Source organism: Paenibacillus sp. FSL R10-2782 (genome assembly GCF_038592985.1).
In the GTDB taxonomy this organism is placed as follows: Bacteria; Bacillota; Bacilli; order Paenibacillales; family Paenibacillaceae; genus Paenibacillus; species Paenibacillus terrae_C.
In genome coordinates this window covers 4,417,568-4,444,167 of sequence record NZ_CP151951.1, presented here as the reverse complement: position 1 = coordinate 4,444,167, position 26,600 = coordinate 4,417,568, and the positions used below count along the sequence as shown (strand labels likewise).

Here is a 26,600-nt window from a genome sequence, read left to right as displayed (position 1 = left end):
TTTCGTTCCAAATCCATTCCACATAAGTTTGTCTAATAGAACTTAAAGGTAAACAATGGGCCGAAGCCAAACAAGTTTGCCTTTGGAATGGGTTTGTTTTATAATAAAAGATACCGATCGGTATCTTTTATTATATCAGAATTTAAAACTTTGGCAAGGTTTCGGCCGTAAATTTGATATAATGTTAGTTTAGAATAAGATCATTTGGAGGAAACTATGAAAAAAGGAGATCGAACAAGAGAGCACATTATTATGAAATCGGCAGCAATCTTTAATCAAAGAGGTTATGCTGGTACATCGTTAAACGATATTATTGCCGACACCGGGATTAAGAAGGGGGGCATCTATCGACATTTTACAAATAAAGATGAGATTGCACTTGAAGCCTACAACTACGCTGCCAGTATAGTTATCAGCAAATTTGCTGAGGCGGTCGACCGGGAGCAGTCTGCGTCAGGGAGGTTACTTGCTTTTTTTCGTGTTTATGAAGATGTTGTTGGTAATCCACCATTTGTTGGCGGATGTCCTATGCAGAATACAGCAGTAGAAAGTGACGATACTCATACGGAGCTTCGAGATCGGGCAAGACAAGGGTTGCATAACCATTTGGATATGATAAAGAGTATAATTCTTAACGGGATAAATAGTGGGGAGTTTAAGGAGGATTTGAATGCGGATGCACTTGCTTCATTTGCCTTTTCCTTGCTCGAAGGAGGCATTTTACTCAGCAAGTTAGAGGGGGATAATAAGCATATGCAAATGAATACAGCATCCTTTGCATTCTATTTACAGAATTGTTGTTTGAAAAATAGTTAATCAGTTGTGCTTGGAAGCGTAGAGAGAATAAGATGCTTATATGATCTCTCTAAACATTTTGGAGGTATATCGACATAAAAGTATTTGTTGCGACCAGAATGTACTCCAGGTCCAGCAAATGAGGGCAGCGTTTTAAATCGGGCTTATATCCTGTTGTTTCGGAACGTTGTAGAGTTCTCCACGGTCGCAAATAAGTCCGACATGTTGCTTTTTAGCCCCTTATGGGGAGCCCAAGGCAGGTGGCCGTTTTTTTATTGTAGAGTCTAATCATGAGAGTAAGCAAACGCTTGAAGAAATGGTGGAGTGGTAACCTTGCATGCCCGCTACGCGTCATCCGCTGCTCCCCATCCTCGAAATCCCTTCCACTGCTGGAAGGCAGCTTCCGCCAAAAACAAATAACTTATATACGGTGAATTTCCGCGCAACATCGACGTAGTGCATCTCGCTTAGTAGGGAAGGATGGTTTCTTCCAGAATCAGTATATTGAAGAATGCTGGATATTGAAGTAGGCTTTTTCATGAGGCCGCCTCGTTTCGGGAGATTGCAGGAGTACAAACAATTTACCGAATGAGGCGGCTTTTTTACCTTTTTTGGCTAACCAACAGGCTTGGCCCAAAACAGCCATCTTTCCGCGGTCCAGACATAGATGATATCGCTGCCCCATTTCTCTTCGAGCTTCGTCGCTTGGAACTAGCGGTTTAACACATTGTGTTGAACGGGCAGCTTATTATTGGAGAACCATGCACTGTGTCGTGGTTAATCTTCAGTTCTCAGGTGACATCTGTCACCGTTTGGACGCTTTCATTAATATGTTGTACTGTCTGACACCTGAAGGCCTCGTCATACATAGGTTTTATCATGGTGCACATTCACCTTCGTGACTTTTGTGCTACGAACTGATGCCACAGCGTATATAACAAGCGCTGTCCAAATGAGTGCAAAACCGACGAGAAGGGTAGACGAAACCGATTCCTTGAACACAAATACGCTCAGTAACAGCATGATTGTCGGCCCGATGTATTGTACGAATCCGAGTGTGGAAAACGCCATGCGGGCGGCTGCTCGTGCAAAGAAGAACAGCGGCAGTGCCGTTACTACGCCCGAAAGGAGTAGTTCGATGAACATGGACGGGGGCAGTGTCCATGCCATCGCCTTGCCCACGGAGGCCAAATAGACCCAGTAGCCGAGTGCAATGGGTAGAACTACAACTGTCTCCGACAACAAGCCTACAGAAGCGTTTAGCACAATCTTCTTTTTCGCAAGGCCGTATAAGCCAAACGACGCGGCCAGCGAGATTGCGACCCACGGAAATCGCCCATAGTCGATTGCGATGATGAGCACCGCCGCGCCAGCGACGGCAATCGCGAGCCACTGGCCACGATTCGGCTTCTCACGAAGGAAGACGATCGCTAGTAACACGTTCAGCAGCGGGTTTAAATAATAGCCGAGGCTTGTCTCAACGACATGGTTGTTGTTGACAGCCCAGATGAAGATGAGCCAATTAGCAGCGATCAACAGTCCGCTGGCGGTGAGCGATAGCAGGAGCGAACGGCTAGTCACAATCCGCTTCATATCACCCCAGCGGCGCTGGACGGTAACGAGAATACCCATGAAGACAAACGACCAGACAACCCGATGTGATAAAATCTCGCCTGCAGGCACATCATTAAACAACTTCCAATAAAGCGGGAGAACTCCCCACATGATATAAGCGATAATAGCGTTGATTAACCCATTATTCATAATCAATTTCCTTCTTCCCGCTCCGATGTCTGAGTGCAATCTGCTCAGTCCCCCGTAGCGCCAATTAATTGTAACTCAATTTGTTTCATCTTATAAAAATAGCCTTTTTGCTCCATCAATTCGGAATACGAACCCGTTTCTACTACCCCTCCTTGCTCCATAACGACGATTCTATCCATTCCTTCCAAACCGTTAAGCCGGTGACAGATTAGCAGAAGCGTATCTTCGGACGCCTGCTCGTATAGGTACGTCAAAACACGTTGCTCTGTCACATAGTCCAGCGAAGACGTCGGCTCATCCAGTAGCCATAGCTTTCCCTTGCGAAGTATGGCCCGCGCCAGGGCCAACCGCTGTTTCTCGCCTTCCGATAAATTTGCTCCCTTTTCGTACACGGGGTCCGTTAACGAGATGGTCGGCAATTGCACTTTAGCGAGAATATCCAACAGGTCGCCGTCAGAATGATTCTCACCATCCATGAGCAAGTTATCCCGGATCGTTCCCCGGAAAAAATGGCTTTGCTGCAGCACGACACTAGCCGTTTTCCAAATGCTCGACTCCTCCAGTTCCTGTACTGATATGCCGCTCAGTCGTAAATCCCCAGCCGTTGGCGTACGTAGCTTGAGTAACAACTCAATCAGCGTAGACTTTCCCGATCCGCTAGGTCCGACAACCGCTGTTTTGGATCCCGGTGGAATTTGCAACGAAAAGTTCTTTAATGCAGGTCTCCACTCGTCTTCATATTGAAATGAAACGCCGGATAGTTCAATAGAAACGGCATGGTCGGTATTTAACGTACAACTTGGCTGAACCGGCTGCATTGCAGGAGTCAATACTGCTTCCGTCAGCCGCTTGGCTGCATGTTCGCTATCTTGCTTATATGCTGGCAAAGTGGCCATAGCCGCTGCTTCTTCAAATACAGTTAATGAGGCCATGACAAGCATAGCCAGATATACGCCAGCTAGCGTTCCATCCGATATTAGATAAGCACCAAGTGCCAACACCCCCCAGGAAATTTGTTTTTTACCCAAGTATAGCCCTGAGCTTAATCTTGTCGAAGGATTGTGGAAGTGACTGAAACATGATGTCGTAAACAATGTCTTTTTTCAATGGTAGCCCGGGGAATTGGCCCTGCTTCAGCTGAATTCTTCTGCTCTCTCCCGGCTTAAGCTGGCCAGAAAATCATGATCCTGAAGGATAACATTATGCTCAGGAACCGTTCTTTTTTTATGCACCAGCAACGATTACTGGACATATGAGCGCAGCGCCGCTTATGAGGGGTTAAGTTTTTGGGTGACTCCCCGAGTGAGACCCCCCCTTAGGATTCACCTGCAATCAGAAATGGCTGAGTGACGAATTCCGTATACTTCCTAGCCAGTTTTTCAAGAGCTTCGTCATTTACTTCTCTAACACCACTAATTTCAAAGGAGGGTTTATAAAGCATTTTTACACGATTTGCAGCAGCCTGGAAGGGTCTCAGCAGCTCGCTATAAGAATATTGATGGAATCCGCCGGCTTGATAAGCTTCACGAACACCGCCGGTTGAAATGGCCAGCCGCAGTTCCTTACCTTCCAGCTTATTTCCTCCCGGCCCGTACGCCCAGCCGCTGCCCCATACTTTGTCCAGCCATTTTTTCAACAAGTAAGGAGCGCCGTACCAGTAAAATGGGAATTGAAGTACAATTCGGTCGTGATTTTCCAAAAGTTGGCGTTCTTTTTCCACGTCGATTTGTTCGTCAGGGTAAGCTTCATACAGCAGGTGGACGGTGACTTCTTCATGTATTAATAGTTCTTCGGTCAGCCGTTTATTTATTCTTGAACTATTTAAGTTAGGATGGGTTACAATGGCCAATGTTTTTTTCGTTTGGTTTGTCATCAATCTAAGTTTCTCCTTATCCGGGTTGATTTTTAGTTATACATTCAAAATACGGTAGACGGAACAACCATTGCAAACTCGTATGACAAATTGGTAACCCGTATCGAAGGTAGTAATCGGCAGGTATGAATACAACAACAAATTACGATGATACCGGTAATGAAATTAATGCTGTCAACGGACAAGCATACTCATATGATTCAAAAACTTAACAAGTAATGGTGTCAAGACCTTAATCTACAATGTCGACGACTCTCTAAGTTCTTATCACGGAAATAACGAGATCCAGCATCGGATCGGCCCCATCAGGGGTTGACGCCTATTCATTCAACGTGACAATTCCGTATTGAGTCGCAACACATCGACAATCTGGACATCCGTTTTTGTTAAGTTCCCTCGGTACAATGCAGGTTTATTAGTTGCAGCCCAATTTTTCTTTCTTGCACGCTTACAATACGAGATACTTGTATTTTCGAAACGGACCTAGAACTGTCACAAAAGATAAAAAAATCACAAATCCGTGAAGCATAATTTAGCCGTCGGCGTCTTTTGGCCTCACACGTTCAGCAACTCTGTCAAGCCACCGGGTGTGAGTATGTTGCCAACGTAAAATTGGCCGAATTCGCCGAAGCGTGCGCTAGTCTCGTCGAACCGCATCTCATAGACGAGCTTCTTAAACTGCAGCGGATCGTCGGCAAACAGTGTAACACCCCACTCCCAATCGTCGAAGCCGACCGAGCCGGTGATAATCTGCTTGACCTTGCCTGCATAAGTGCGACCGATCATACCGTGACTGCGCATGAAGTTTTTGCGCTCCTCCATAGAAAGCATGTACCAGTTATCGTTGAGCATGCGTCGCTTGTTCATAGGGTAAAAGCAGATATGTTTCGACTTGGGTAAGATTGGCTTAAGGCGAGCGGCTACTTCGGGCACTTGCATCGGATCGGAGCCGGGAGGTGCTAAATAATTGCTCAGCTCGACGACACTGACGTACGAGTAAACTGGTTTTACGAATTTGGCGAACCGAGAACGATTAAATGCGTTCTCCGCTGAGTTCAGCTCCTCGAGTGTCTCGCGTAGGTTTATAAACATAATGTCTGCCTTCTGGCCGACGATGGCGTACATTGCCAAGCTGCCTTCCATCCGGGATTCGACCGCCGACCATTCGTAGATTAGCGTCACCAAATCATGCTTTGCATACTCGCGTTCCTCTGCGGTTGCACTTTTCCAGGCAACCCAGTCGATTGTGCGGAAATCATGCAGCGCGTACCAACCCTCTATCGTTTCTGCTGCTTCACTCATCTTAATTCAGCTCCCCTGGTTGTTGTGGCTTATCCAATAGCAGTCTTTTTTTGAATTTCATTTCTTGATCTTAGAACAAAGAGTGATTTCACCCTGATAAGGAGTTGCTGCATCCAATATAACGGGACTATAGTCGAACTGTCGTGTTTTAAGAAATGATGATTTATCATCATACGCTTGATCGACCATCCAGTCTTTCTTCAGATCAGTCCAACGCCTTTAAAATCTACTTTTCAGTCATTTTCAAGTCCTCCTATAAGTTTTAGTTATTCCAAAAAGGTAATACCTCTCATGAAATCAAAATGGCTCGGCGCTATTTCATTTTAGAACAGCTTGTTGTACAATAAAAGATACCGAACGGTACCTTTTATTGTATCATGATTCTAGTGAAAGGCAAGACCGGAATCGTATATTTGATTATTTCGTGACGGGATTAAAGCTGGGGAGTTTAGGGGGGGGCCTGGATTCGGAGGCGTTTTGCTCAGCAAATTGGATAGGGATAACAAGCGCATGCTAATGAATTTAACATTCTTCTCGTCTTATTTGCAGCAATGCTGTTTCGCAAGGAAACACGAGTAGATGCAACAACCATTGTGTGTATATGTATGACAAAATTGGTGACCTATATCGAAGGAGTAGCAAAAAGAGCTTGTCGAATGGGGCTTGTGAATAATGCAGGAATCACCCGAGTCCGGTGCTAAAGCTGCTGGTTTTCGAGTGCTTTCTTTTTAAAAAAAACGGATAGGTGGTTATTTATTTGGATGCAGTGAATATAGAAAATAAACCAGAAAGTAAAAGCCCGACTTTGGCGCTATTAGCGCTGATAATAGGGGCATTTGCGATTGGGATGACTGAATTTATTATTATGGGGTTACTTCCTGAAGTGGCCAAAAGTTTGCAGGTGTCCATCCCCTCAGCAGGGCTACTCATTACCGGATATGCACTGGGTGTGGCTATAGGAGCTCCTATCATCACAGTCGCCACTCATCGAATGAAGCGAGGGATTTTCAGCGTCCGTACGGGGAACGGATATAGTCACGTCGGGAACCTGGGGGTTATCGAATGTCAGGAGGGTATTGGCACCAATATAGCATCGCTATAGACAAGCCAATATAGCTGTGCTATATTGGTCGCATGAATACACACGACGCTCTACTCAATGCAGCTTTACAAGTTCTCGAGGAAGAGGGCGAGGCACAGTTCACAACACGCTCCGTCTGCGCAATCGCGAAGGTGACCGCACCGACGCTGTACCATCACTTCGGCAGCGCCGACGGGCTACTGAGCGCCGCCATTAAGGAAGCATTTGCTCAGTTTCTCGAAAGCAAAAGGACTGCCACGCAATCCTTCGATCCGGTTATGGCACTACGCGAAGGCTGGGACGATTACGTGCGCTTCGCGGCGGCTCGTCCACGGCTCTACGCGGTGATGATGGGCCGCGTTCTCAACGATGCTGAAATTCCCGCCGCCGAGCAGGCCTTTGCGCTCCTCATCCAACGCATCGCGGCCATCGCTGCTGAGGGCCGGCTCAGGCCGACGGTGGAGGTGGCTGCCGATCTCATGTGGGCGTCTGCGAATGCTGCATCCCTACTATACGTCACAGCTCGGCTACGCAAAGCGGTGCCACCCACTTCAGAAATCCTGGAGGAAATCCGCGAGGGTGCCATACGGTCCGTCCTAAATCCTGAACAGAAAGGACGAACACAATGAAAATTCTTGTCACGGGAGGTACTGGTCTGCTAGGCGGTCGCCTAATCCCGAAGCTCATAGAGGACGGTCACGAGATTTTCGCACTCACACGCTCCATATCATCTCACGCCAAACTCAAGTCCATGGGTGCTACGCCAGTCGATGCCGATCTCGAAAGCAGCACGCCACTCATATTGCCGGTGATTGATGCGGTTGTGCACGCGGCCGCCCTGTTCCGCTTTTCGGGGCCTCGCGAACCCTTCTTCCGCACCAACGTTGATGGAACCGTAGCCTTGTTGAAGGCAGCCGAGTCCGCTGGTGCGAAGACATTCGTCTACATCAGCGCAGCGGGAATCCTCATGGATAATGGCGGTACGCCAATCCGCAACGTTAATGAAAGCACGCCGATTTTCCCGAACCACTTCTCCGCCTACCTGGCGAGCAAGGCACGGGCCGAATCAATGGTTCTGGCAGCTAACAAACCCGGCTTTCGCACCATCGCGCTTCGCCCGCCGGCTATCTGGGGGCCTGGTGATCCGTTTAGTCAAGGGCTTCCCGAAGCAGTCAGATCTGGACAGTTCGCCTTCATCAACCGCGGTGACTACGCTTTTGCAACCTGCCACGTGGACAATGTGGTAGAAGCCATACAATGCGCTCTCAAACGCGGAGAAGGCGGTCATGCCTTCTTCATCAAAGACCAGGAAGGGCAGACTTTCCGTGAGTTCGTCACCTCGCTCGCGAACTTACAGGGCCTGTCCATCGATAAGTTGCGTTCGATGCCCTACTGGCTTGCCTCTGCCATTGGCCGGCTGCTCGACACTATCTGGGCCGTCACGCGGAAAGACGGGGATCCGCCGATCTCACGCTCGATGATACGCATGATCGGGCGTGAGTTCACAGTCAACGATGCCGCTGCACGTCGAGAGTTGGGCTATGTCGGAAGAACTTTGCGCGACGCGGGCTTGCAAAGCTATGAGGAACCATCTGCTCGACGATAGTGCTTTGGAGGGCGAACGCCGGCAATCGCCGGTTAGTCGTTCTCTGGACTTGCCCCCTTTTGTCGATATGGCAGACAGCAGAGAAAAGAACGTACTTGAAACAAGTAATATGAAGTTCCTAAAGATCGAGGGGTAATCAAGGTAACATTAAGATCTGATGATTGCTTCCTGTTATATAAATGGGGAGGAAGAGAGAAAAGAGCAACTGCTTCCTCGAATATTTCTCTATAAATAATTTAGAATACAGTATGTGAATACAAGGACAAGCCATGTGAAGCAAACTCCACATGGCTTGTCCTTGTATTATTTGTAACGACTAAGATCAAAGCGACGAACTGCCAGGATAAAGGCAATTGTCAACTGTTGTTTGCAATCTGCATCAATGGTTCCATTTCGTTTAGCGTATTTATTTATAACTGGCTCATAACGGATAATCAATTTGGCTTCAGCTTCTTTGTCACCTTGTTGTGCTAAATGAAGCAGATTAGATACGCTATTCATATTTATCCTCCTTTTATCGTCAAGGAAGGCTGATGGCGATGTTGATGAAAAGGGAGGACTGCGACAAGCAAACGGGCTTTTACTTCTCCATAATTCTTTTAAGCTTCACCAAAACATTTGATTTCATTTTGGAAACAGCTTGTCTGCTGGTTCCTAAAAGTCGAGTAATTTCCTTATCTGTTTTGTCTTCGTAATATTTATGGTAAAGAAGTCTTTGTTCTTTTGATTAAGATGCGATAGTTCAGGAATTTGAGAAAGAACAGGAATGTGTTGATGTGTGGCAGATTGTGCTGACCAACTAGAAAATTGATATTAATCTCAAAAGTGACAGCATCCATGGGAACAACATAGGTTGAATCACGCCTCAGTTTCTCAAAATAATCTTTTTGAGCGTGCTGGAGACAGGCTTTAACATAACTGCTGAATGCTCTTTCAAGTAAATCATTAGTTCCAACTCCCGATATGCAAGTCTATTTTCGTCTTCTTCTAACATAAAATGAATGAAATGCATGTCAGAATGTGCTCGAAATTGATTTGATTTATTTAAGTGACTTTGTATAAAAATTAAAACGAACGTTATCCTCATTTAAGGGTAACGTTCGTTTTTAAAAGTAACCTGATTTGTTTCAAATTCATTTTCTAGTATCGGATTGTTAAAAATAATCCGTATAGCATAAATAGTAAAGCTGGTATAACCATTGATTCGGCATACTGCTCAATGACAGGAACTTGTCCTAATAAAAGACCGAGCCCGACGGTTACTAAAATGATAATGATTTGGAATTTCTCAATCATTCCTGTATCCTACCTTCTTCCATACATATTCAAAGGTAGTTGTGCACAGTAAATCTATTGTACCTATTTTTCCCTAACGACTCGGATACATCGGAGAAAGATGCCGCAGGCTGTCTTTCTGCAAATGGGCTAATGTACGTATTTTGCATCGCATCAGGCTAAATGTACTTTCAACACGCCGACAGGTGCGGGCAAAGAGCTTATCATCATTGGCAAAGGGCATGACAGTGACATTCATCAGACCAACGGTTTCTCCATTCTGGTCAATTTGTAGCATAATGTTTTCTCCGTCTGTAGCAGCCTTCTCCGCACGTTGACGAGTAAGCGGGTCTTTGGCGCTATCAGCGGCGCTGCGATTTTGTGTAATAGATTTGGATATGGCGGTGATAAGCGCACTATTATCAATAGGCTGAAAGCCGATGGCTACCCTCGTAGAGGGCAAATTGGTAAGGGGAGAAAGCCCAGCCTACATTCGCTTTAGGCGGATACTGAATGACGCCATACAGCTTCGCAGCCTGCTCACCGATGATGAGACCGTTTCGAGAAAACTCCAATCCCATTGGGGTAATGACATTCAATAAGGAAGTATTGACATTCAGAACGTTTTTTTCAGATTTCGTCATGCGTGTGCCTCCTAACTGATAATCCAAAAGGGGCCGCCCGCGGCGGCATTTTTACGGGCTTCATTTAAAACGATGGAGAAATCCCAGGTTTGCCCGCTACGTTTACGGCTGGCTGAATCTGCAACTAAAATATCGCCATTCGCCGTTACGCCGCGCAGCACCAGAAAATGACCGGATGAGGTAAAATGACCCTTGCTCATAATGGCAATAACCAGCTTTCCGTTGGAGAGGGTATCCAAGACCTTTTGCGGTTCATTGAGCGAGGCCCCTTCGACCTGCAAGCCAAAATGCTTGGCTCCATCAGGAATCAGACTATGGTAGCTGCCGTTACCTTCTGCCAGATATCCGTTGTCATAAGCCCACTTGGACATGGCAATTGGATCGACGGTTGTTCCGGCCAACGTCGATACGACCATAGCCAGCGAAGTAGGCCCACAACCGGAAACGCCAATGGTGCCACGAGGGCCATAAGGCTTATCGGCCCAACGTTGATCCAACTGATTGAAATAAACCACTTCCCGACTTCCGTCCTTCAAAATAACCCCTTCGTATTGCTTTCCCAAGCTTTCCGTGTAGCCTTCATCTGATTCTTGGAGTAGTTGCGTGAAGCCATAGTCCATCCGTAGCTCATTAACCACAGGTTGCTCTCCGGCTTCTAGCATCAACTTGAGTGACTCTATTGGAGAGGTAAGAAGCTGCAACACCAGAGATACCAGAAGCAGAAAACCAACAATGAGCGCCAGTATGAGCATCCAAAACCTTTTTCGAGCTTTTTCATCTGTTGCCAATTTGAGAGCGAGCTTAGCCAGCAGTTTTGCGGTAGCAGGTTCGATGACTCACACCTCCCTTAGAAACGGAATCGTTGCTTTGGCCTCGGCATCTTCCAAATGGGTATAAGCTGGATTGTTAACCAAATTGCATAACTGGACAATTTCGTGCTGTTTTAATACATGAGCCTGAACTTGTTCGTCTTCAAAGTGCTGTACAAGTCGCTTTGCTTTCTCTAGCAGGTCACGTTCACCATTTTCTTGTCGCTGCCAGAGGGTTAAATAAAACTGTCGTTCAACGACTTCACCGGATAGAGCCAGATTGTTCATTTCAGCGATCTCTTGTCTCAGCAGCTCCTTTTGTTTCGGATCAGCAGCACGAAGTATAGAAGCCAGTTCGGAAATGAGCGGAGAAATATCTACCGGACGGCTGACGGCGAGAAACTTGAAGGGGAAACGAATAGAAGATAGCTCGGCTGTCAATTTTTGAATGAGCAGTTTTTTTTCTGAAGCACTGAGCAGGTCAAGACTGATAGGGAATATGCGCAAATAGCAGAGCAGCCAGCCGTCCTGCGTAAAAAGGAAATTCCCACGGATATCTTGTACGTTCACGAATTGTTGAGCGATTTGTCCGCTCAAATTTACTTGCACTTTTGATTTGGTGTTACTGGTTCTCAAGTAAAATAAAACAGTTCCTCCGCCAACAAGGCAGAGGAGCAGGATGACAATAGGCAGCATCATAGAAGAAGCACCTTCTTTCTATGTGGGATTCTGGGGAGCAATGTGCCAATCCGAGAAGAGATTGCCGGATATCGTGATCGTGGTTTGTAGTTGAAGCGACAGCATTCCAGCAGGTGTCCATGCGTCCAGAATGCGCGTAATGGGAGTGTAGGGGCCATCTGGGAACCAAATAGGAGTAAAATGAACCCGACTTTCATAGGTGGAATACTCATTGGGTTTTAGCCAGAAGCTGGCGCTGTATCCGGCGGATTTAATATCGTGCAGACGCCAAAATTTCTGATATGCGAATTCAGGAAAGTAAGAGAGAGCGTGTTGAGCGCCGGTGATATGACTGCTTGGCGCATTGGAGGAGAGAGAGGTGTAAGTGTTAATATTAATGCCGTACCCAGATTTCAGTTGGCTCGTTGAGCGGGTAGGGGACTTGGAATCTGGAGCAATGGTTTGGCTTGCAGATAGTGAGGCCATGTAGCTTGCGCGGCGATAATCCCACCAGCCTTGATCCTCCCAATAGCCACGATCTCTCCAGTGTTCTTTGCCATTCGAACCTTCAACCCATTCCCAGTCTGGAATCCATACCAAGTATTCATGCCAACCGGCAGACCACCAGGTTGTAGGCGGTGGTCGTTTTGCCTGTGCCGCCTTTCTGATTGGCAATAGTGATGACGGTTGTTTTGGACATGATATATACCCTCCCTGGAGCATTCGCTCCATTAATTTGGTCAATGGTAGGGGCGGGCTGGTTCTGCTTTAGTTCTTCCCGAGTTCTTCCCAACGTCTAAAAATGGCTTCTTTTTCGATGATCGTCGGGAAGTCAGACTGGCTCTGAATTCAACGCAAAAACCCGCGAAAAACCTTGATTCTACAAGGCTTTTCGCGGGTTTTATATTCCTCTTCTTGGACTTAACTTCTGCTCATGTCGCAATAGCATGTGCGACTCAAAATCGAGTGGGAAACCGTGGAGGTTCGAGTCCTCTCGCCGGTATACTTAAATTGACTTGTAGGATTGCTTCGACAATTTTACGAGTCTTTTTTATATTTTAAGCAGTTTGTCATAGCTTTGGCTGAAGATATTTTTGCGCTATAGTCCAAGTGCACGTATATGTTGGCTGTAGTGGAAAAGTCGCTATGATCCAACCACTCCTGAATCTCCTTCATGCTGATACTATTTGCCAACAAAAGGCTAGCACAACTATGGCGAAGGTCATGATATCGCATACGCCTTAGGTTATTCAGCTTAAGCTCCGCAGAGAAATGTTGAGTGACAGAACTAGGCTTAATCTGTTTTCCCAACTTGTCCAGATAAATATACTCTTGGTATTCCGTGCAGTAGCTTGACTTGCTTTCATCATACCCGCGACCATGAATTCGGAGGTCTCATGCAAAAAATAGTCAGACTAAACACGTAAATAACAAATGGGATTTGAAAAATCTCCTTTTCGTTGGTGTTAATAGGAGTTCCTTGATTTTATATATATTTGATTATTCAGTACAAATTAGACTGAAAAAATGGCCGGTTCTACCAGCTAAAAAATGGAGGCCAATGTGCGATCGACAATGTTGTGTGCCATGTCGCGGTTCCGCGTAGAGGCATTGAGAATGCGAAGACCATAGTAGCTGCTTAGAAACGTTTTTGCCAGTTCCAAGGCGGGTCTCTCGGAAGCAATATCTCCAGACTCGATTCCCTGCTCATACAGTTCATGCTTACCGCCAAACGCATTATACAAGCTGCCTCTGCCAAGTCCTGTTCTACTGCATAAGTCCTCAGTTGAGCAGGCTTCATATCCTTTTTGTCAAAAAGCATCCATTGCGGCTTCTAATTCTTCAGGTCTGTTGAATTCGCGAGGTCTCCCGCTTTTCTTCACATTGTCTTCTCCTTTCTTGAAGCTACAGTCGATTGTACCTGACTACTTTAGGAAGATATGCTCATTCTACAAGCCCTCATTTTCATGGACCAACTAAGTGTAGTCGTTATGTCAGTATTTTTGCTAGCCGACGAACCCCTTCTTCAATGGTCGCTTCATTCACCTTGGCAAAGCCCAGCACCCATCCTTTCCGATTACTTTCAAAGCAGTATGTGCTAAGAGGGTACATGCGAACCCCTTTTTCAAGGGCTTGTCGGGTTACCGTTTCTTCATCAAATGAGGCTTCAGCTTCAAGAAGTATATGCAGGCCTGTATCTACACCGCTTAATTTGAAGCGTTTATCCAGACCTGTCGTAAGGATCGCTTTTGTCATGGCCTCGTGTCTACGCCGATATATATTGCGCACCCTTCTCATATGTCGCAAGAAATGGCCATGCTCAATAAAATGAGCAAGCGTTAATTGTTCCATAATGGGCAGATGGCGATAGGTTAATTCATGAATGCGGGAAAGCTGGCGGATGGCTTCTTTAGGGCCAACAAGTGCTGATATACGAATACCGGGGGCAATCATTTTGGAAAAGCTCATCATATACAATATGTTTTGCGGTTGCTGGTTATATAACGTTGGAAGAGGGTCGCCCCGATAGCGAAATTCGCTGTCATAATCATCCTCAACAATCCAGAATGAATGTTGCGCGGCCATCTGTAACAATTGCTGCCTGCGCGGTTCAGACAGGATGACTCCTACTGCACATTGGTGACCAGGCGTAACAAAAACAAGTCTGGATTGAGGGTCAACACAATTCACTTGCAGCCCATAAGCATCCACTGGAACAGGAACAGTATTCATACGCCGATAGTTCATTGTCAACCAGGACACAGGAAAGCCGGGATCTTCTATCGATACGATGTCTCCTTCTTGTAAAAGGCCCTGGGCGATCAAATCGAGAGTATGCTGTGCACCTGAGGTTAACAGGATTTGGTCGAGATCCACGTGGATGCCTCGCTCCAATGATAAGTAACGTTGAATCTGCTCGCGTAAGGACACTAGTCCATAGGTGTCACCGTATGCCCAATGGTCCAGGTCTGCTTCGGAGGACGCCTGTATAAAAGATTTGCGCCAATACTTTTTAAATTGATCATCCAAATACGGCTCATGAGGACTAAAATCAATCTCTGCGACTTGTTCCTCGTTGCCTCTGATCCAGTTGTATAAATGGCTTACATCCATATTTATTTTTGGTAGTTCAGGAGTTCCAGGTTGATGGGAGGAGGCTTCTGCTGAGGAATGAGGCGCATACGCCCAATCACTAACTCTTGTACCGCTTCGACGAGATGTTACGGTGTACCCTCGGCTGAATAGCTCCTCATAGACCATCTGAATTGTTGAACGCGAGACTCCCACTAATTGCGCAAGTTCACGGGAAGGAAGCAATAATTCCCCAGGGGGCCATTTCCCGGTTGTAATGTTATGAATCATTTGGTCAAGTAATTGCTGCCAAATTGGCTGTTTATCATCTCGGTTTACGGTCAACATCGGTTTCACCTCGAATACTTCCAATCATGAAGTATGGATTGCCTAAAACATATGTTTTTTAATATGATTAACAATCCATTAGTCCATATACTAACATGATCAAAGTTGCTTTGGCAAACTGTTGCAACGACAGCGGATGAAATGGATTGTTCAGAGTACTCATTTTGGACCGTTTCTTGCCGCTATATCATTGCTACACTTAAAGAGTATTGATGTTTGATGAATGAACATACCAAATGAAAAGGAGTTTTTCATGTGCACATCCATTTTCTCATTCATGAAGTTTTTGAAGGACCAGGCGCTTTTCTCGCATGGGCCGAAGTAAAAGGATATAGTGTTGGCTATTCGAGGGTTTATATTGGTGAGCAGCTTCCTCATTCGGTTGAGGAAATTGATTTATTAATCGTAATGGGTGGACCGCAATCGCCAAGAACAACGCTTGAAATGTGTCCGCATTTTGATGCGGCTTCGGAAATGGCCCTGATTAAGCAATGCGTAGAGTCCAACAAAGCGGTATTAGGCGTGTGCTTGGGGGCCCAACTCATTGGGGAGGCCCTTGGTGCGAGACATGAGCATAGTACTGAAAAAGAAATTGGCTGCTTTCCTATAACTTTTACGGATGAAGGGAAATGCATAGATCTCTTTTCTCATTTCGGTAATACTAGTGTTGTAGGCCATTGGCATAGTGACATGCCCGGATTAACAGAAGGAAGTCAAATAGTAGCATATAGCGAAGGCTGCCCGAGACAAATTGTAAAATACGAAGAATTTGTATACGGATTTCAATGCCACATGGAGTTCAACCCTGAATTGATTGAGCTTTTGATTGCGCATTCAGAAGAAGAATTGGCCGACAACAAATACAGACGTTATGTTCAGCAACCGGAGAATTTAAGGAAAAATGATTATACCAGCATGAATCATCAGCTATTTGTATTTTTGGATACATTCATGGCTGCATATGTGGAGAAATCGCACTGGAAATAGATCGACACCATGTCAAAGACTTCAGGTCAAACGACAATCAAGAACCACGACTCTTGTTAGCAGAGACAATGGTTCTTTTATTGTCTTTGACCATGATGAATGCTGTCCATCTATGTTTATAAGACCGTGTCTGCCAGTCGATGTATTCCTTCCTCAATGAGTTCCTCGTCTACCTTGGCAAAGCCCAGCACCCATCCTTTACGTTTGCTCTCCAGGCAGTAGGAATGGAGTTGATGCACCTTAACCCCCCTCTGAAGCGCACGAAGGGTCATTGTATCCTCATCAAAACATCCATCAGCCTCCAGTAAGACATGGAGACCTGTTTCAATTCCTCTTAAAGTGAATTTGTCGCCAAGACCGCTTGCAGCAATGGACTTTTGCATGATTTCGTGCCGGCGGCGATAAATATTTCGAACTCGTCGCATATGGCGCATGAAATAGCCGTGCTCTATGAAGTGTGTCAGCGTTACTTGTTCCATGACAGGAAGATGGCGATAGGTAAACGCTTGAATGCAAGCAAGTTGCGCAATTGCCTCCGTAGGCCCGATCACTGCGGATATTCGAATGCCCGGTGCAGTCAATTTTGAGAAGCTCATTAAGTACAGACAATTTTGTGGAAGCTGGCTATACAAGGACGGCACTGGCTCACCGCGGTATCGGAACTCACTGTCATAATCATCTTCAACAATCCATGCCCGTTGTTGTGCAGCTGTATGCAAAAGCTGCTGCCTGCGTGATGCCGATAACATGACACCAACGGCGCATTGATGAGCAGGGGTAACGAAAATAAGCCTGGCTTCAGACGGTACTTTCTCCACGACCAGGCCATATTCATCAACAGGAACCGGAGCAACCTTCATGTGCCTGTATTTCATCGTCATCCACGCCACAGGGTAGCCGGGATCTTCGACCGTAACCGTGTCACCTCGGGTTAAAAGGGCTTGAGCGATGAGGTCAATACTTTGCTGCGCTCCGGATGTCAACAAAATCTGGTTGGTTTGAACGTGAATGCCGCGTTCAAGGGATAAATAACGCTGGATTTGTTTGCGCAGAGGCTCAAATCCAAAGGCATCCCCATAAGACCATGTGGATGTGCTTAATTCGGAAGAGGCGTTCAGATAGGATTTGCGCCATGCATTATGAAAGTGTGAATCCAGATAAGGCTGATAGGGACTAAAGTCAATGACTGAATTCGGATGATCCTTGCTTCTGAACCATTTCTGTGATTGACCGATGAGATGGGGCATTGCAGGGAGTTGTGGGGGAATACGAGAAGCAGATTCTTCTGTTGGTTTGCCCGCCATGTGACGCCAGTCATTCACGCGTGTCCCCCCGCGACGCGAGGTCACTGTATATCCGCGAGTAAGCAGTTCTTCATATACAATTTGTATCGTTGATCGAGAAACGTTTAGCTGTTTAGCAAGTTCACGAGAAGGAGACAGGACTTCATCAGGCTTCCACACGCCATTTGTAATCTGATCTATAGCCTGGTCAAGCAATTGCTGCCATATGGGCCTTGTGCTGGTGCGGTCTATTTTCATAAATGCGTATCCTGCCTTTCTGGAATAAATAGGAATATATAATCATTTTGGATTGCTGAAATGCATGTGTTTTGGATAGATATAACCAATCCATCTGCTGATATACTAACATAAAGTTCTTTGATTCCACAATAGAATACGAACGTGTCGATTACAGTGGAGAAAACGAACAGGAAGAGGGGGAGACCATGAGTTCTTTAGTCCAAGAGAACCTTCAAACCGTAAGGGAACAAATGAAATTAGCTTGTCAAGTCTCAGGTCGTCAAATCGAAGATGTGAAAATGTTATTGGCGACCAAAACCGTTCCCATTGAAAAATTGGAAATGGCTATGCAAGCTGGCGAAACATTATTCGGTGAGAATAAAGCACAAGAACTGCGGGGCAAGTTCCCGCTCATGCAGCAATACGAACAGGTGGAATGGCATTTCATTGGACATCTGCAAACAAACAAAGTAAAGGATGTTGTTAAATATGTCACGCTCATTCATTCTGTAGACCGTCTGAAGCTGGGACAGGCGTTGCATAACCAGCTTCTCAAAGAGAATAAAACGATGGATATATTGGTGCAAATCAATACTTCCTATGAAACAAGCAAATTTGGCGCTTCACCTGAATCAGCCATAGAGTTGGTGGAGCAGTTGTCCCGGTACGTAACGTTAAACATAAAAGGCTTGATGACAATTGGGAAGCTGGGGGCTACAAACGACGAGACTCGCCACTGCTTCCAGCTATTAAAGTCTATTCAAGCACAAGTGAAAGAGAAAGATATCCCGCGGGTAGAAATGGACGTCCTTTCAATGGGCATGTCTGGAGATTTCAAGGTAGCCATTGAAGAAGGGGCCACGATCATTCGTGTAGGGACAAGTGTATTCGGCCAACGGTATTTGCCAGACGAATATTATTGGAATGAGAACGTAAAGCATGATGACTAGAGAATTTGTGTAAGAGCCTATAACCGCATCGGGACGAAAATCCAATCCTGTCCTTATGTAGACCTTGATTGGAGAACGAAGCATATGGATCAGCTCGAAGTTCGCAAGAAATTTCCAATCCTTAATCTACAAATAAATGGGCATTCCCTCGTGTATTTGGATAGTGCTGCTTCCAGACAAAAGCCCATTAATGCTTTCTCAGTTGGAAGTCATGCTTCGACATTTGGTGGCTCACCATTAGCCACTTCAGCTGGCATAGCTACATTGGAAGTGTTGCCCGAGGAAAGACTTTTTAAGCACGCTGAACAGATGGGCCAATCCATTGTGGCAAAGCTGTCCGCCTTGTTAAAAAAACGATGTTGGAGTATAGGCTATACGTGGTATGGGATTGTTAATTGGTATTGAATTTAACGGACCAGTTTATTTTAGACCAATTGGAAGCAGGCTTGCCTGTTAAAGGGCCGGGGGATTTATCTCTTGCCTATCTCAAGGTTGTGGCTGAAGTCAAAGCTATTTTTTGAAAGAAAGAACAGAGACTTGTCATTCGGTAGGTTCAGTTTTTTTAATTTACAGGAGAAGAGGTTGAATAAGCATGATACCGATGAAAGGCAGGAAGGATCAGAAGTCAAGACAGACCTATGAAGAGGCACTATCCTTTATTCCAGGTGGTGTAAATAGCCCTGTACGAGCATTCTCATCTGTTGGATTAACACCCGTAGTATTGAAAAAAGGATATGGCTCCCATGTAACAGATATCGATGGGAACGAATTCATTGATTATATTGGATCATGGGGACCATTGATTTTGGGCCATGCTCACGCAAGTGTAGTAGAAGCGATACAGAGCACAGCACTGAAAGGAACCAGTCTGGGTTTAACAACGGAGATTGAAATCAAGATGGCCAAAATCATATGCGAGAGTATTCCGTCTGTTGAAATGGTTCGGATGGTCAATTCCGGTACAGAAGCAACGATGAGCGCTTTACGACTAGCCAAGGGGGTTACCAAAAGAAATTTAATTGTAAAATTTAGCGGGGGATATCACGGACATGCAGATGAATTACTGGCTGATTCCGGTTCAGGGATACTCACATTAGGGATACAGGGTCGTACTTCAAGAGATCCTCACCATGTGGAAAGGAATACACTTTCTCTCCCTTATAATGACTTGGATTATGTATTTCGCACATTTGAGAAATATGGTAAAGACATTGCGGCCATTATTGTCGAGCCTATAGCAGGAAACATGGGTGTCGTTCCTCCAAAGCTCGGGTTTTTAAAAGGACTGCGCGAGGTGACACAGCAATTTGGAAGCTTGCTTATTTTTGATGAGATAATGACAGGTTTCCGAGTCGGGCTGCAAGGAGCTCAGGGCTTGTATGGCATTACACCGGATATTACGTGCCTTGGCAAAGTGATTGGTGGCGGACTTCCGGTCGGCGCTTATGGAGGGAGACGTGAAATCATGGAATACGTTGCCCCTGTCGGTCCTGTATATCAAGCAGGGACACTTTCCGGCAATCCTATTGCTATGGCTGCAGGTTACACCACGTTGAAACTTTTATCACAGCCTGGTGTGTATGATGAACTGGAAAGAAAAGCATCTTTGCTGGAGGAAGGTTTTTTGAAAAACGCTGAGAAAATAGGGATTTCATTGAAGGTTAACCGAGTAGGATCTATGCTTTGTTCATACTTTTCCGATGGTGAAGTCGTCGATTTTGAAACCGTTAATTCATCTAATCTGCAATTATTTAAATCTTATTATGCAGCTTTACTAAATCAGGGCATTTTGGCAGCTCCCAGTCCATATGAGGCTCTTTTTGTATCTGCTGCACATTCTGATAGGGATATTGAAAATACAATCAACGGTCACTATGAAGCGTTGGAACAAATTTGTGATATTGGTGATAAATAGTTATATACGTAGAGCTTTTTAAAATAGTCATTTTGTAAAAACTTTTGGATGGTTTGAGTATGACAGTTATGGATGTTTATAAACAATCCAATTGTTAGTATGCTTATGTAGAACTTTTGATCCGTTGATGAATTGAACTGATTATAGCAAATTGCATACAGATAAGCAGGAGGCATGAAAAATGAGCACAGGTACTGAGCGTGTAAAAAGAGGCATGGCGGAAATGCAAAAGGGTGGCGTTATTATGGATGTTATGAATGCCGAGCAAGCAAAAATTGCCGAGGCTGCAGGTGCTACGGCAGTAATGGCTTTAGAGCGTGTCCCGTCTGACATTCGTGGAGCTGGAGGGGTAGCTCGTATGGCCGATCCTTCAATTGTAGAAGAGGTTATGAAGGTCGTCACCATTCCTGTTATGGCCAAAGCTCGAATCGGGCATTATGTTGAAGCGAAAGTGCTGGAATCTCTGGGTGTGGACTATCTGGATGAAAGTGAAGTGCTTACGCCTGCCGATGAGGTATTTCATATTAACAAAAGAGACTTCACGGTCCCATTCGTGTGTGGAGCCAAAGACTTGGGTGAAGCGTTGCGTCGAATTGGCGAAGGCGCATCAATGATTCGTACAAAAGGTGAACCGGGTACTGGTAATATTGTGGAAGCTGTTCGTCATATGAGATTGATTAATAGTCAGATTCGAAAAATTCAAACTATTTCGAAGGACGAGTTGTATGCAGAAGCCAAAAACTTGGGCGTTCCTTATGAACTTTTAGTTGAGGTGCATGAGAATGGTAAGCTGCCTGTAGTTAACTTCGCGGCCGGGGGCGTAGCGACTCCGTCTGACGCGGCTCTAATGATGCACTTGGGTGCTGACGGTGTATTTGTGGGCTCTGGTATTTTCAAATCCGAAAGTCCAGAGAAATTTGCACGTGCCATTGTGGAAGCGACCACGCAGTACACAAACTACAATCTCATTGCCGAGGCCTCCAAAAATTTAGGTAAACCGATGAAGGGAATAGAGATTTCTAGGCTGTCTCCGCAAGACCGAATGCAGGATCGCGGATGGTAAGATAAGAGAACACATAGATGAAGATTGGAGTGTTGGCACTTCAAGGTGCAGTTATCGAGCATATACGTAGTCTTGAGCAAGCGGGTCGGGAAGGGGTTTTAGTCAAACAGGTTGATCAGTTGGAAGAACTGGATGGCAGCTCAACAGGATAATCTATTGGTTACTTCATTTCAACCAGAATTAACTAGCGATAAATCTCTACACTCGTATTTTATTGAGATGGTACAACTAAAAATAACTCTTTTTGAAACCTAAAGGAGAGAAGTAGGCTGGAAATCACTTATAAGAATCATAAAGGTGTAAGCGTTGAGGATGTGATCCGGGTATTTAGAACAAGTGGGATTGTTCGTCCAATCGATCAACCTGAAAGAATCGAATTGATGATCAATCATGCGGATGTACTCCTGTCAGCATGGTGTGGAGATAAGATGATTGGCGTAGCTCGTGCGCTGACAGATTGGAGTTTCTGCTGCTATTTATCAGATTTGGCTATTGATCAAGATTATCAAAAATGCGGAGTGGGACGGAAGCTTATCTCCAAGGTACAGGAGGAAATCGGGAAAGAGGTTACTTTAATTTTATTAGCCGCACCAAGTGCAATGACGTACTATCCTAAAGTGGGCTTTGACAAGATCAATAACGGATTTATGATCAAAGGCAAGAAATAATATATGATTTTTTGAAGTGAAGGGAAGAGGCTCATGAAAAATTTGGTTCACCAAGACAAATTAATAGCTGATGCTGTCCGACAAGAGCTTGCAAGGCAACAGAATAAAATAGAGTTGATTGCATCTGAAAATTTTGTTAGCCAAGCCGTCATGGAGGCGACAGGTACAGTATTGGCCAATAAGTACGCCGAAGGATATCCAGCGAAAAGATATTATGGTGGGTGTGAATACGTTGATTTGGTGGAGGAACTTGCTATTCATCGTGCCAAGGAGCTTTTTGGTGCCGATCATGTCAACGTACAGCCTCATTCTGGCGCGCAGGCAAATATGGCTGTTTATTTTGCTTCAATTAAGCCTGGCGACACCATTCTAGGCATGAATCTATCTCATGGTGGACATCTTACGCATGGAAGTCCAGTAAATTTTTCTGGAGAAATGTATAACTTTGTTTCTTATGGTGTCGATCAACAAACGGGGCGTATTGATTTTGATCAAGTGCGAAAACTCGCTCACAAGCATCTTCCACGCATGATTGTAGTAGGAGCAAGTGCCTATCCAAGAATGATTGAATTTGAGTTGTTCGCCCAAATTGCTGATGAAGTTGGAGCACTTGTTTTTGTAGATATGGCACATATTGCTGGAATTGTTGCGGCAGGCTTACATCCTAACCCGATACCCTATGCCCACTTTGTTACAACAACAACGCATAAAACATTGAGAGGACCAAGAGGGGGACTGATTATGTGCCGAGAATCTTGGGCGCAAGCGGTTGATAAAGCCGTGTTCCCTGGAACACAAGGCGGTCCGTTTATGCATGTCATTGCAGCAAAGGCAGTTGCGCTAGGGGAGGCAATGCAACCGGATTTTGTAACCTATATAAAAAAAGTTCTTAAAAACGCCAATGTGTTGGCGGAATCATTAATAAATGAAGGGTTATCTGTTGTTACAGGAGGAACGGATAATCATATTGTACTGGTTGATTTGCGTACAATTGGAATGACAGGCCAAGAGGCTCAAACAATACTTGACGAACTGGGAATCACCGCTAACAAAAATGCTATTCCTTACGATACTGCTAGTCCGCTAGTAACGAGTGGCATCCGTTTCGGCACTCCTGCCATGACATCTAGGGGACTAGGCTGTATGGAAATGAAAGAAATTGCCCGGCTTATTGGACTCGCCTTAAAAAACCCCAAGAACTCGACGATTAAAAAACAGATTTTAGGAACAATACGAGAGATCACTTCTCAATTTCCTTTATACGATGGACTTTAGAGGGCTGAGGATTTGAGGAGAAGAACTGTCGAATTTGTATCGACAGTTCTTTTCATAATAAGCATGGATGCGCTTGACGCAGCTATTCTGTCAGCTAAGGATATTACGCTTCTCATCAATAATGCAGGCACGTCTACAGGCATTTCTTTGCTTGATGGAAATATCGATAAAATACAGTTGGAGTTTAATACACACGTCTTTGGTACATTATCCATGGTTCGTGCTTTTGCACCTATTATTTCAAAAAAATGGCAGGGGTTCAATTCTGAATATTCTTTCCGTATTATCTTGGATTAGTTTGGGAAGTGGAGGCGCGTATACGGCTGCAAAGGCGGCAGAGTGGGGAATGACAAACGCACTGCGCTTAATCTGTATCCTCAAAAAGTGAGGGTAGCTAGCTTGCATGTGGGATTTATAGACACAGACATGACGGCAGGCATTGAAGCTCCCAAATCCAATCCTGCGAATATTGCAAAATTGGCCATCGATGGTTTAGAGTCCGATAGTTTTGAAATTATTGCCGACGACGTGAGCCGCACTGTCCAAAGCGGTGTTGCCGCGATATACCCACAGCTAACCTAAGATGATTTTACGAATTTCTTCTCTCCGATTTTTAGAGCCTGCCTAATTCAGGGTTCAAAATTTCTGAGGCGAGCCTCAACACTCAACATAACTTCCCTACATATAACACATTACCGATAGAGAATTCTCTTAGAAGCTGAATCCATTTCATAATACCCTCAGTAGCTTTAATCAAGAGTACATATAGATCAAAATGGTTTAGTTTGTCTATATGTACTATACATTTCGTTTGCTATCATTTATGAAATTGATTCAAGCTATTAAAACATTGAAACCATCCGAAAAAAAGTACAGTACCTGAAATTTATGCAAGACAGATAAGGAAATTGCAGAATCTCTAGGGAGTTATTATATTTATGTTTTAGAGAAATGTAATTTGACAGGTTCTCTAACTATATAGTAGGATATTGGTACTGAAAAAACGTTTATAGTTTTATTTGGTGTAAAGAAATGAGGGATAAAGTATGAAGGAAAGGATTTTAGAAGCTTTTGTGGAGGAGGCACATGATAGTGGTTTGAAATTTACCATGGATGATCTTGCGAAAAGACTCGCTATTAGTAAGCGTACCTTATATGAGCATTTTTCATCCAAAACACTCATTTTAGAAACGCTTATAGAACGTACAAATAATGATATGATTCGAAAAACCGAGCAAATTGTCGGAAACGACCAATTAACTTTGCTAGAGAAGATTAAGCAGTCGATCAGGGTCATACCGCAATATAATGATTTTTATGATTTACGAATCCTGGATCAAATGAAAAAATATTATCCTGAGCATTGGAAAAGGGTTCATACCGACTTGAATGATTGGCCCCAGATCAGAACTTTGATCCAGCAGGGCATTCAGGAAGGGATTATTGTTAATAAAAACGAAGCTCTCATCATGAGACTTATTATTGATTCTATAAATTTAACGCTTGATCAGCGATTTTTTCTGGATAACAGCGTGACGGTAGAGGATGCTATTTATTCTATTGTAGATATATTGTTATTTGGACTGGTCGAAAAATAGAAAATGGCCTCAACAATATGTTACATATTTGAAGAGGTCATTTTTTTATAAGAAAACTAATAAAACAATTTAAGTTTTATTGTTTTCGAAGATACGGTAAGCAAATTTAAGAAATGATAAATAAAAAAAGCTACACAGGAAAAGGAAGGGTTGAAACATGTCTATGCTGACACGAAATCGGGGAGCCATGCTGTTACTGATGCTTAACATCTTTTTGGCATTCATGGGGATTGGATTGGTTGTTCCCGTATTACCTAAATTTATAAGCGAGCTGGGAATGAATGGTTCCTCGATGGGACTGATGGTCGCGGCTTTTGCCCTGACACAACTTTTATTATCACCATTGGCGGGCAAGTGGTCTGATCGTTATGGACGTAAAAAAATGATTGTTTCAGGTATGTTTATTTTTATGTTATCCGAGCTTGTCTTTGGGCTGGCTAGTTCTGTACCTACCTTGTTTGTAGCTCGAATCATGGGCGGGGCGGGGGCCGCACTGCTTACTCCTTCTATAATGGCGTATGTCGCTGACGTGACCTCATTCGAAGAAAGAGGCCAGGGAATGGGGATGATTAACGCGGCGATTAACACTGGGTTTATTATCGGACCAGGTATTGGTGGTTTGCTGGCCACATACGGCATACGTATTCCCTTTTTTGCAGCCGCAGGAGCTGCGGGGATAGCGGCTATCTTGTCTTTGCTAGTGCTCCCCGAATCCTTAAGCAAGGAAAAGCAACGGGATAATAGAGAGCTTCCACGGCAAAAGGAAAACCTTTTGCAGCAGTTTGCTAAGTCGTATCGTTCTCCTTATTTCATGGGATTGATCATTGTATTTGTGGTTGCTTTTGGGCTGGCTAACTTTGAAACGGTGTTCGGGTTGTTTGTAGATCATAAATATGGTTTTACGCCAGTGGATATTGCCATCATTATAACCACAGGTTCCATTCTGGGGGCAGTTGTCCAGGCGACTATATTTGGCTGGATTATTAATCGTTTTGGCGAGAAAAAGGTCATTCATATCTGTCTGGCAGTGGCTGGATTGTTCATTTTTCTGACACTGTTTGCTGAGCAGTACGCCATGATTATGTTGACGACTTTTATCATTTTTCTGGCCATGGACATTCTTCGTCCAGCCGTAAGCACTTCCTTATCACGGCAGGCAGGGGATGAGCAGGGGTTCGTGGCTGGAATGAACTCATCTTATACAAGCTTGGGTAATGTGATCGGACCACTGATTGCAGGACTGCTGTTCGATGTTCATATTAACCTGCCATATATGGTTGCAGCTATAGCATTACTGGCTTGTCTCGTCCTTTCACTACGCTCCAAGCAAGCGGGTGAGCAACAACCAACAGCCCGTACGGCAGAATAGCCTAG

General features: G+C 44.8%; 29 protein-coding genes and 4 pseudogenes. 17 read left to right on the top strand and 16 right to left on the bottom strand.

What is annotated here, in order from left to right; genetic code table 11:
- The first annotated feature begins 216 nt into the window (after window positions 1-216).
- Window positions 217-816: a TetR/AcrR family transcriptional regulator gene (locus tag NST83_RS20275; protein WP_342415444.1), complete on the top strand. Its 600-nt coding sequence runs from the start codon at window positions 217-219 to the stop codon at window positions 814-816.
- Between the two features lie 840 nt (window positions 817-1,656).
- Here the strand turns inward: NST83_RS20275 and rarD are convergent.
- Entirely contained in the window at window positions 1,657-2,559 is a 903-nt protein-coding gene (rarD, locus tag NST83_RS20270) for an EamA family transporter RarD (RefSeq protein ID WP_342415443.1), read from the bottom strand.
- Window positions 2,560-2,603: 44 nt separating this feature from the next.
- On the bottom strand, window positions 2,604-3,377 hold the full coding sequence (locus tag NST83_RS20265) for an ATP-binding cassette domain-containing protein (RefSeq protein ID WP_342418009.1): 774 nt from the start codon (window positions 3,375-3,377) through the stop codon (window positions 2,604-2,606).
- Window positions 3,378-3,567: 190 nt separating this feature from the next.
- Between NST83_RS20265 and NST83_RS20260 the strand changes: the two are divergent.
- A pseudogene (locus NST83_RS20260) lies at window positions 3,568-3,627 on the top strand (transposase); the annotation flags it as partial.
- Between the two features lie 247 nt (window positions 3,628-3,874).
- Here NST83_RS20260 and NST83_RS20255 read toward each other — a convergent pair.
- Together NST83_RS20255 and hemQ are read right to left on the bottom strand one after the other, a co-directional pair.
- Window positions 3,875-4,432 carry an NAD(P)H-dependent oxidoreductase gene (locus tag NST83_RS20255; protein WP_342415442.1) on the bottom strand — a complete coding sequence of 186 codons (558 nt, stop codon included), beginning with the start codon at window positions 4,430-4,432 and terminating at the stop codon, window positions 3,875-3,877.
- Window positions 4,433-4,987: 555 nt separating this feature from the next.
- On the bottom strand, window positions 4,988-5,734 hold the full coding sequence (gene hemQ / locus NST83_RS20250) for a hydrogen peroxide-dependent heme synthase (protein WP_342415441.1): 747 nt from the start codon (window positions 5,732-5,734) through the stop codon (window positions 4,988-4,990).
- A gap of 757 nt (window positions 5,735-6,491) precedes the next feature.
- Between hemQ and NST83_RS20245 the strand changes: the two are divergent.
- The 3 genes and pseudogenes from NST83_RS20245 to NST83_RS20235 form a co-directional block, all read left to right on the top strand.
- Window positions 6,492-6,728, top strand: a pseudogene (locus NST83_RS20245) (MFS transporter); the annotation flags it as partial.
- A gap of 140 nt (window positions 6,729-6,868) precedes the next feature.
- Window positions 6,869-7,444 carry a TetR/AcrR family transcriptional regulator gene (locus NST83_RS20240; RefSeq protein WP_342415440.1) on the top strand — a complete coding sequence of 192 codons (576 nt, stop codon included), beginning with the start codon at window positions 6,869-6,871 and terminating at the stop codon, window positions 7,442-7,444.
- Complete coding sequence (locus tag NST83_RS20235) at window positions 7,441-8,421, top strand: NAD-dependent epimerase/dehydratase family protein (RefSeq protein ID WP_342415439.1); 981 nt, start codon at window positions 7,441-7,443, stop codon at window positions 8,419-8,421. The genes NST83_RS20240 and NST83_RS20235 overlap by 4 nt, the downstream gene beginning before the upstream one ends.
- A gap of 303 nt (window positions 8,422-8,724) precedes the next feature.
- Here the strand turns inward: NST83_RS20235 and NST83_RS20230 are convergent, their stop codons facing one another.
- The 11 genes and pseudogenes from NST83_RS20230 to NST83_RS20180 all read right to left on the bottom strand — a co-directional run bounded on the left by NST83_RS20230 (window position 8,725) and on the right by NST83_RS20180 (window position 15,247).
- Window positions 8,725-8,922, bottom strand: coding sequence for a helix-turn-helix domain-containing protein (locus NST83_RS20230; RefSeq protein WP_014278025.1), 198 nt, complete (start codon window positions 8,920-8,922; stop codon window positions 8,725-8,727).
- A 79-nt stretch (window positions 8,923-9,001) separates the two neighbouring features.
- Window positions 9,002-9,091, bottom strand: coding sequence for a hypothetical protein (locus NST83_RS20225; protein WP_342418008.1), 90 nt, complete (start codon window positions 9,089-9,091; stop codon window positions 9,002-9,004).
- Between the two features lie 699 nt (window positions 9,092-9,790).
- The gene (locus NST83_RS20220) at window positions 9,791-9,994 is read right to left on the bottom strand and encodes a hypothetical protein (RefSeq protein ID WP_342415438.1); all 204 of its coding nucleotides are present in this window, start codon (window positions 9,992-9,994) and stop codon (window positions 9,791-9,793) included.
- A 124-nt stretch (window positions 9,995-10,118) separates the two neighbouring features.
- Complete coding sequence (locus NST83_RS20215) at window positions 10,119-10,340, bottom strand: hypothetical protein (protein ID WP_342415437.1); 222 nt, start codon at window positions 10,338-10,340, stop codon at window positions 10,119-10,121.
- Window positions 10,341-10,351: 11 nt separating this feature from the next.
- Window positions 10,352-11,092, bottom strand: a complete 741-nt coding sequence (locus NST83_RS20210) for a C39 family peptidase (RefSeq protein ID WP_342415436.1) — start codon at window positions 11,090-11,092, stop codon at window positions 10,352-10,354.
- Between the two features lie 84 nt (window positions 11,093-11,176).
- Entirely contained in the window at window positions 11,177-11,848 is a 672-nt protein-coding gene (locus NST83_RS20205) for a hypothetical protein (protein ID WP_342415435.1), read from the bottom strand.
- Between the two features lie 18 nt (window positions 11,849-11,866).
- A complete protein-coding gene (locus tag NST83_RS20200; protein ID WP_342415434.1) occupies window positions 11,867-12,427 on the bottom strand; it encodes a hypothetical protein in 561 nt (186 codons plus the stop codon).
- Window positions 12,428-12,431: 4 nt separating this feature from the next.
- Window positions 12,432-12,620: an AAA family ATPase gene (locus tag NST83_RS20195; protein ID WP_342415433.1), complete on the bottom strand. Its 189-nt coding sequence runs from the start codon at window positions 12,618-12,620 to the stop codon at window positions 12,432-12,434.
- A gap of 245 nt (window positions 12,621-12,865) precedes the next feature.
- Window positions 12,866-13,213 (bottom strand): tyrosine-type recombinase/integrase, encoded by a 348-nt coding sequence (locus tag NST83_RS20190; RefSeq protein ID WP_342418007.1) that lies wholly within the window; start codon window positions 13,211-13,213, stop codon window positions 12,866-12,868.
- Window positions 13,214-13,371: 158 nt separating this feature from the next.
- Window positions 13,372-13,710 (bottom strand): annotated as a pseudogene (locus tag NST83_RS20185) (helix-turn-helix domain-containing protein).
- A gap of 106 nt (window positions 13,711-13,816) precedes the next feature.
- A complete protein-coding gene (locus tag NST83_RS20180; protein ID WP_342418006.1) occupies window positions 13,817-15,247 on the bottom strand; it encodes a PLP-dependent aminotransferase family protein in 1,431 nt (476 codons plus the stop codon).
- 255 nt (window positions 15,248-15,502) lie between these two features.
- Between NST83_RS20180 and NST83_RS20175 the strand changes: the two genes are divergently transcribed.
- On the top strand, window positions 15,503-16,234 hold the full coding sequence (locus NST83_RS20175) for a gamma-glutamyl-gamma-aminobutyrate hydrolase family protein (RefSeq protein ID WP_342415432.1): 732 nt from the start codon (window positions 15,503-15,505) through the stop codon (window positions 16,232-16,234).
- Between the two features lie 116 nt (window positions 16,235-16,350).
- Here the strand turns inward: NST83_RS20175 and NST83_RS20170 are convergent, their stop codons facing one another.
- On the bottom strand, window positions 16,351-17,775 hold the full coding sequence (locus NST83_RS20170; protein ID WP_342415431.1) for a PLP-dependent aminotransferase family protein: 1,425 nt from the start codon (window positions 17,773-17,775) through the stop codon (window positions 16,351-16,353).
- A 188-nt stretch (window positions 17,776-17,963) separates the two neighbouring features.
- On the opposite strand from NST83_RS20170, the gene NST83_RS20165 reads away from it, so the two are divergent.
- The 11 genes and pseudogenes from NST83_RS20165 (at window position 17,964) to NST83_RS20115 (ending at window position 26,595) form a co-directional block, all read left to right on the top strand.
- Entirely contained in the window at window positions 17,964-18,707 is a 744-nt protein-coding gene (locus NST83_RS20165) for a YggS family pyridoxal phosphate-dependent enzyme (RefSeq protein ID WP_342415430.1), read from the top strand.
- Between the two features lie 84 nt (window positions 18,708-18,791).
- Window positions 18,792-19,112: an aminotransferase class III-fold pyridoxal phosphate-dependent enzyme gene (locus tag NST83_RS20160; RefSeq protein WP_342415429.1), complete on the top strand. Its 321-nt coding sequence runs from the start codon at window positions 18,792-18,794 to the stop codon at window positions 19,110-19,112.
- A gap of 187 nt (window positions 19,113-19,299) precedes the next feature.
- Entirely contained in the window at window positions 19,300-20,622 is a 1,323-nt protein-coding gene (gene hemL, locus NST83_RS20155) for a glutamate-1-semialdehyde 2,1-aminomutase (RefSeq protein WP_342415428.1), read from the top strand.
- Window positions 20,623-20,803: 181 nt separating this feature from the next.
- Window positions 20,804-21,685: a pyridoxal 5'-phosphate synthase lyase subunit PdxS gene (gene pdxS / locus NST83_RS20150; protein WP_342415427.1), complete on the top strand. Its 882-nt coding sequence runs from the start codon at window positions 20,804-20,806 to the stop codon at window positions 21,683-21,685.
- 17 nt (window positions 21,686-21,702) lie between these two features.
- Window positions 21,703-21,822, top strand: a pseudogene (locus tag NST83_RS20145) (pyridoxal 5'-phosphate synthase glutaminase subunit PdxT); the annotation flags it as partial.
- A 177-nt stretch (window positions 21,823-21,999) separates the two neighbouring features.
- Window positions 22,000-22,353, top strand: a complete 354-nt coding sequence (locus NST83_RS20140; RefSeq protein WP_342415426.1) for a GNAT family N-acetyltransferase — start codon at window positions 22,000-22,002, stop codon at window positions 22,351-22,353.
- Window positions 22,354-22,386: 33 nt separating this feature from the next.
- A complete protein-coding gene (gene glyA / locus NST83_RS20135; RefSeq protein WP_137060199.1) occupies window positions 22,387-23,628 on the top strand; it encodes a serine hydroxymethyltransferase in 1,242 nt (413 codons plus the stop codon).
- 12 nt (window positions 23,629-23,640) lie between these two features.
- Window positions 23,641-23,925 (top strand): hypothetical protein, encoded by a 285-nt coding sequence (locus tag NST83_RS20130; RefSeq protein WP_342415425.1) that lies wholly within the window; start codon window positions 23,641-23,643, stop codon window positions 23,923-23,925.
- 42 nt (window positions 23,926-23,967) lie between these two features.
- Window positions 23,968-24,210 carry a hypothetical protein gene (locus NST83_RS20125; protein WP_342415424.1) on the top strand — a complete coding sequence of 81 codons (243 nt, stop codon included), beginning with the start codon at window positions 23,968-23,970 and terminating at the stop codon, window positions 24,208-24,210.
- Between the two features lie 464 nt (window positions 24,211-24,674).
- Window positions 24,675-25,226 (top strand): TetR/AcrR family transcriptional regulator, encoded by a 552-nt coding sequence (locus NST83_RS20120; protein ID WP_342415423.1) that lies wholly within the window; start codon window positions 24,675-24,677, stop codon window positions 25,224-25,226.
- 157 nt (window positions 25,227-25,383) lie between these two features.
- Window positions 25,384-26,595, top strand: coding sequence for an MFS transporter (locus tag NST83_RS20115; protein ID WP_342415422.1), 1,212 nt, complete (start codon window positions 25,384-25,386; stop codon window positions 26,593-26,595).
- Window positions 26,596-26,600: the final 5 nt, after the last annotated feature.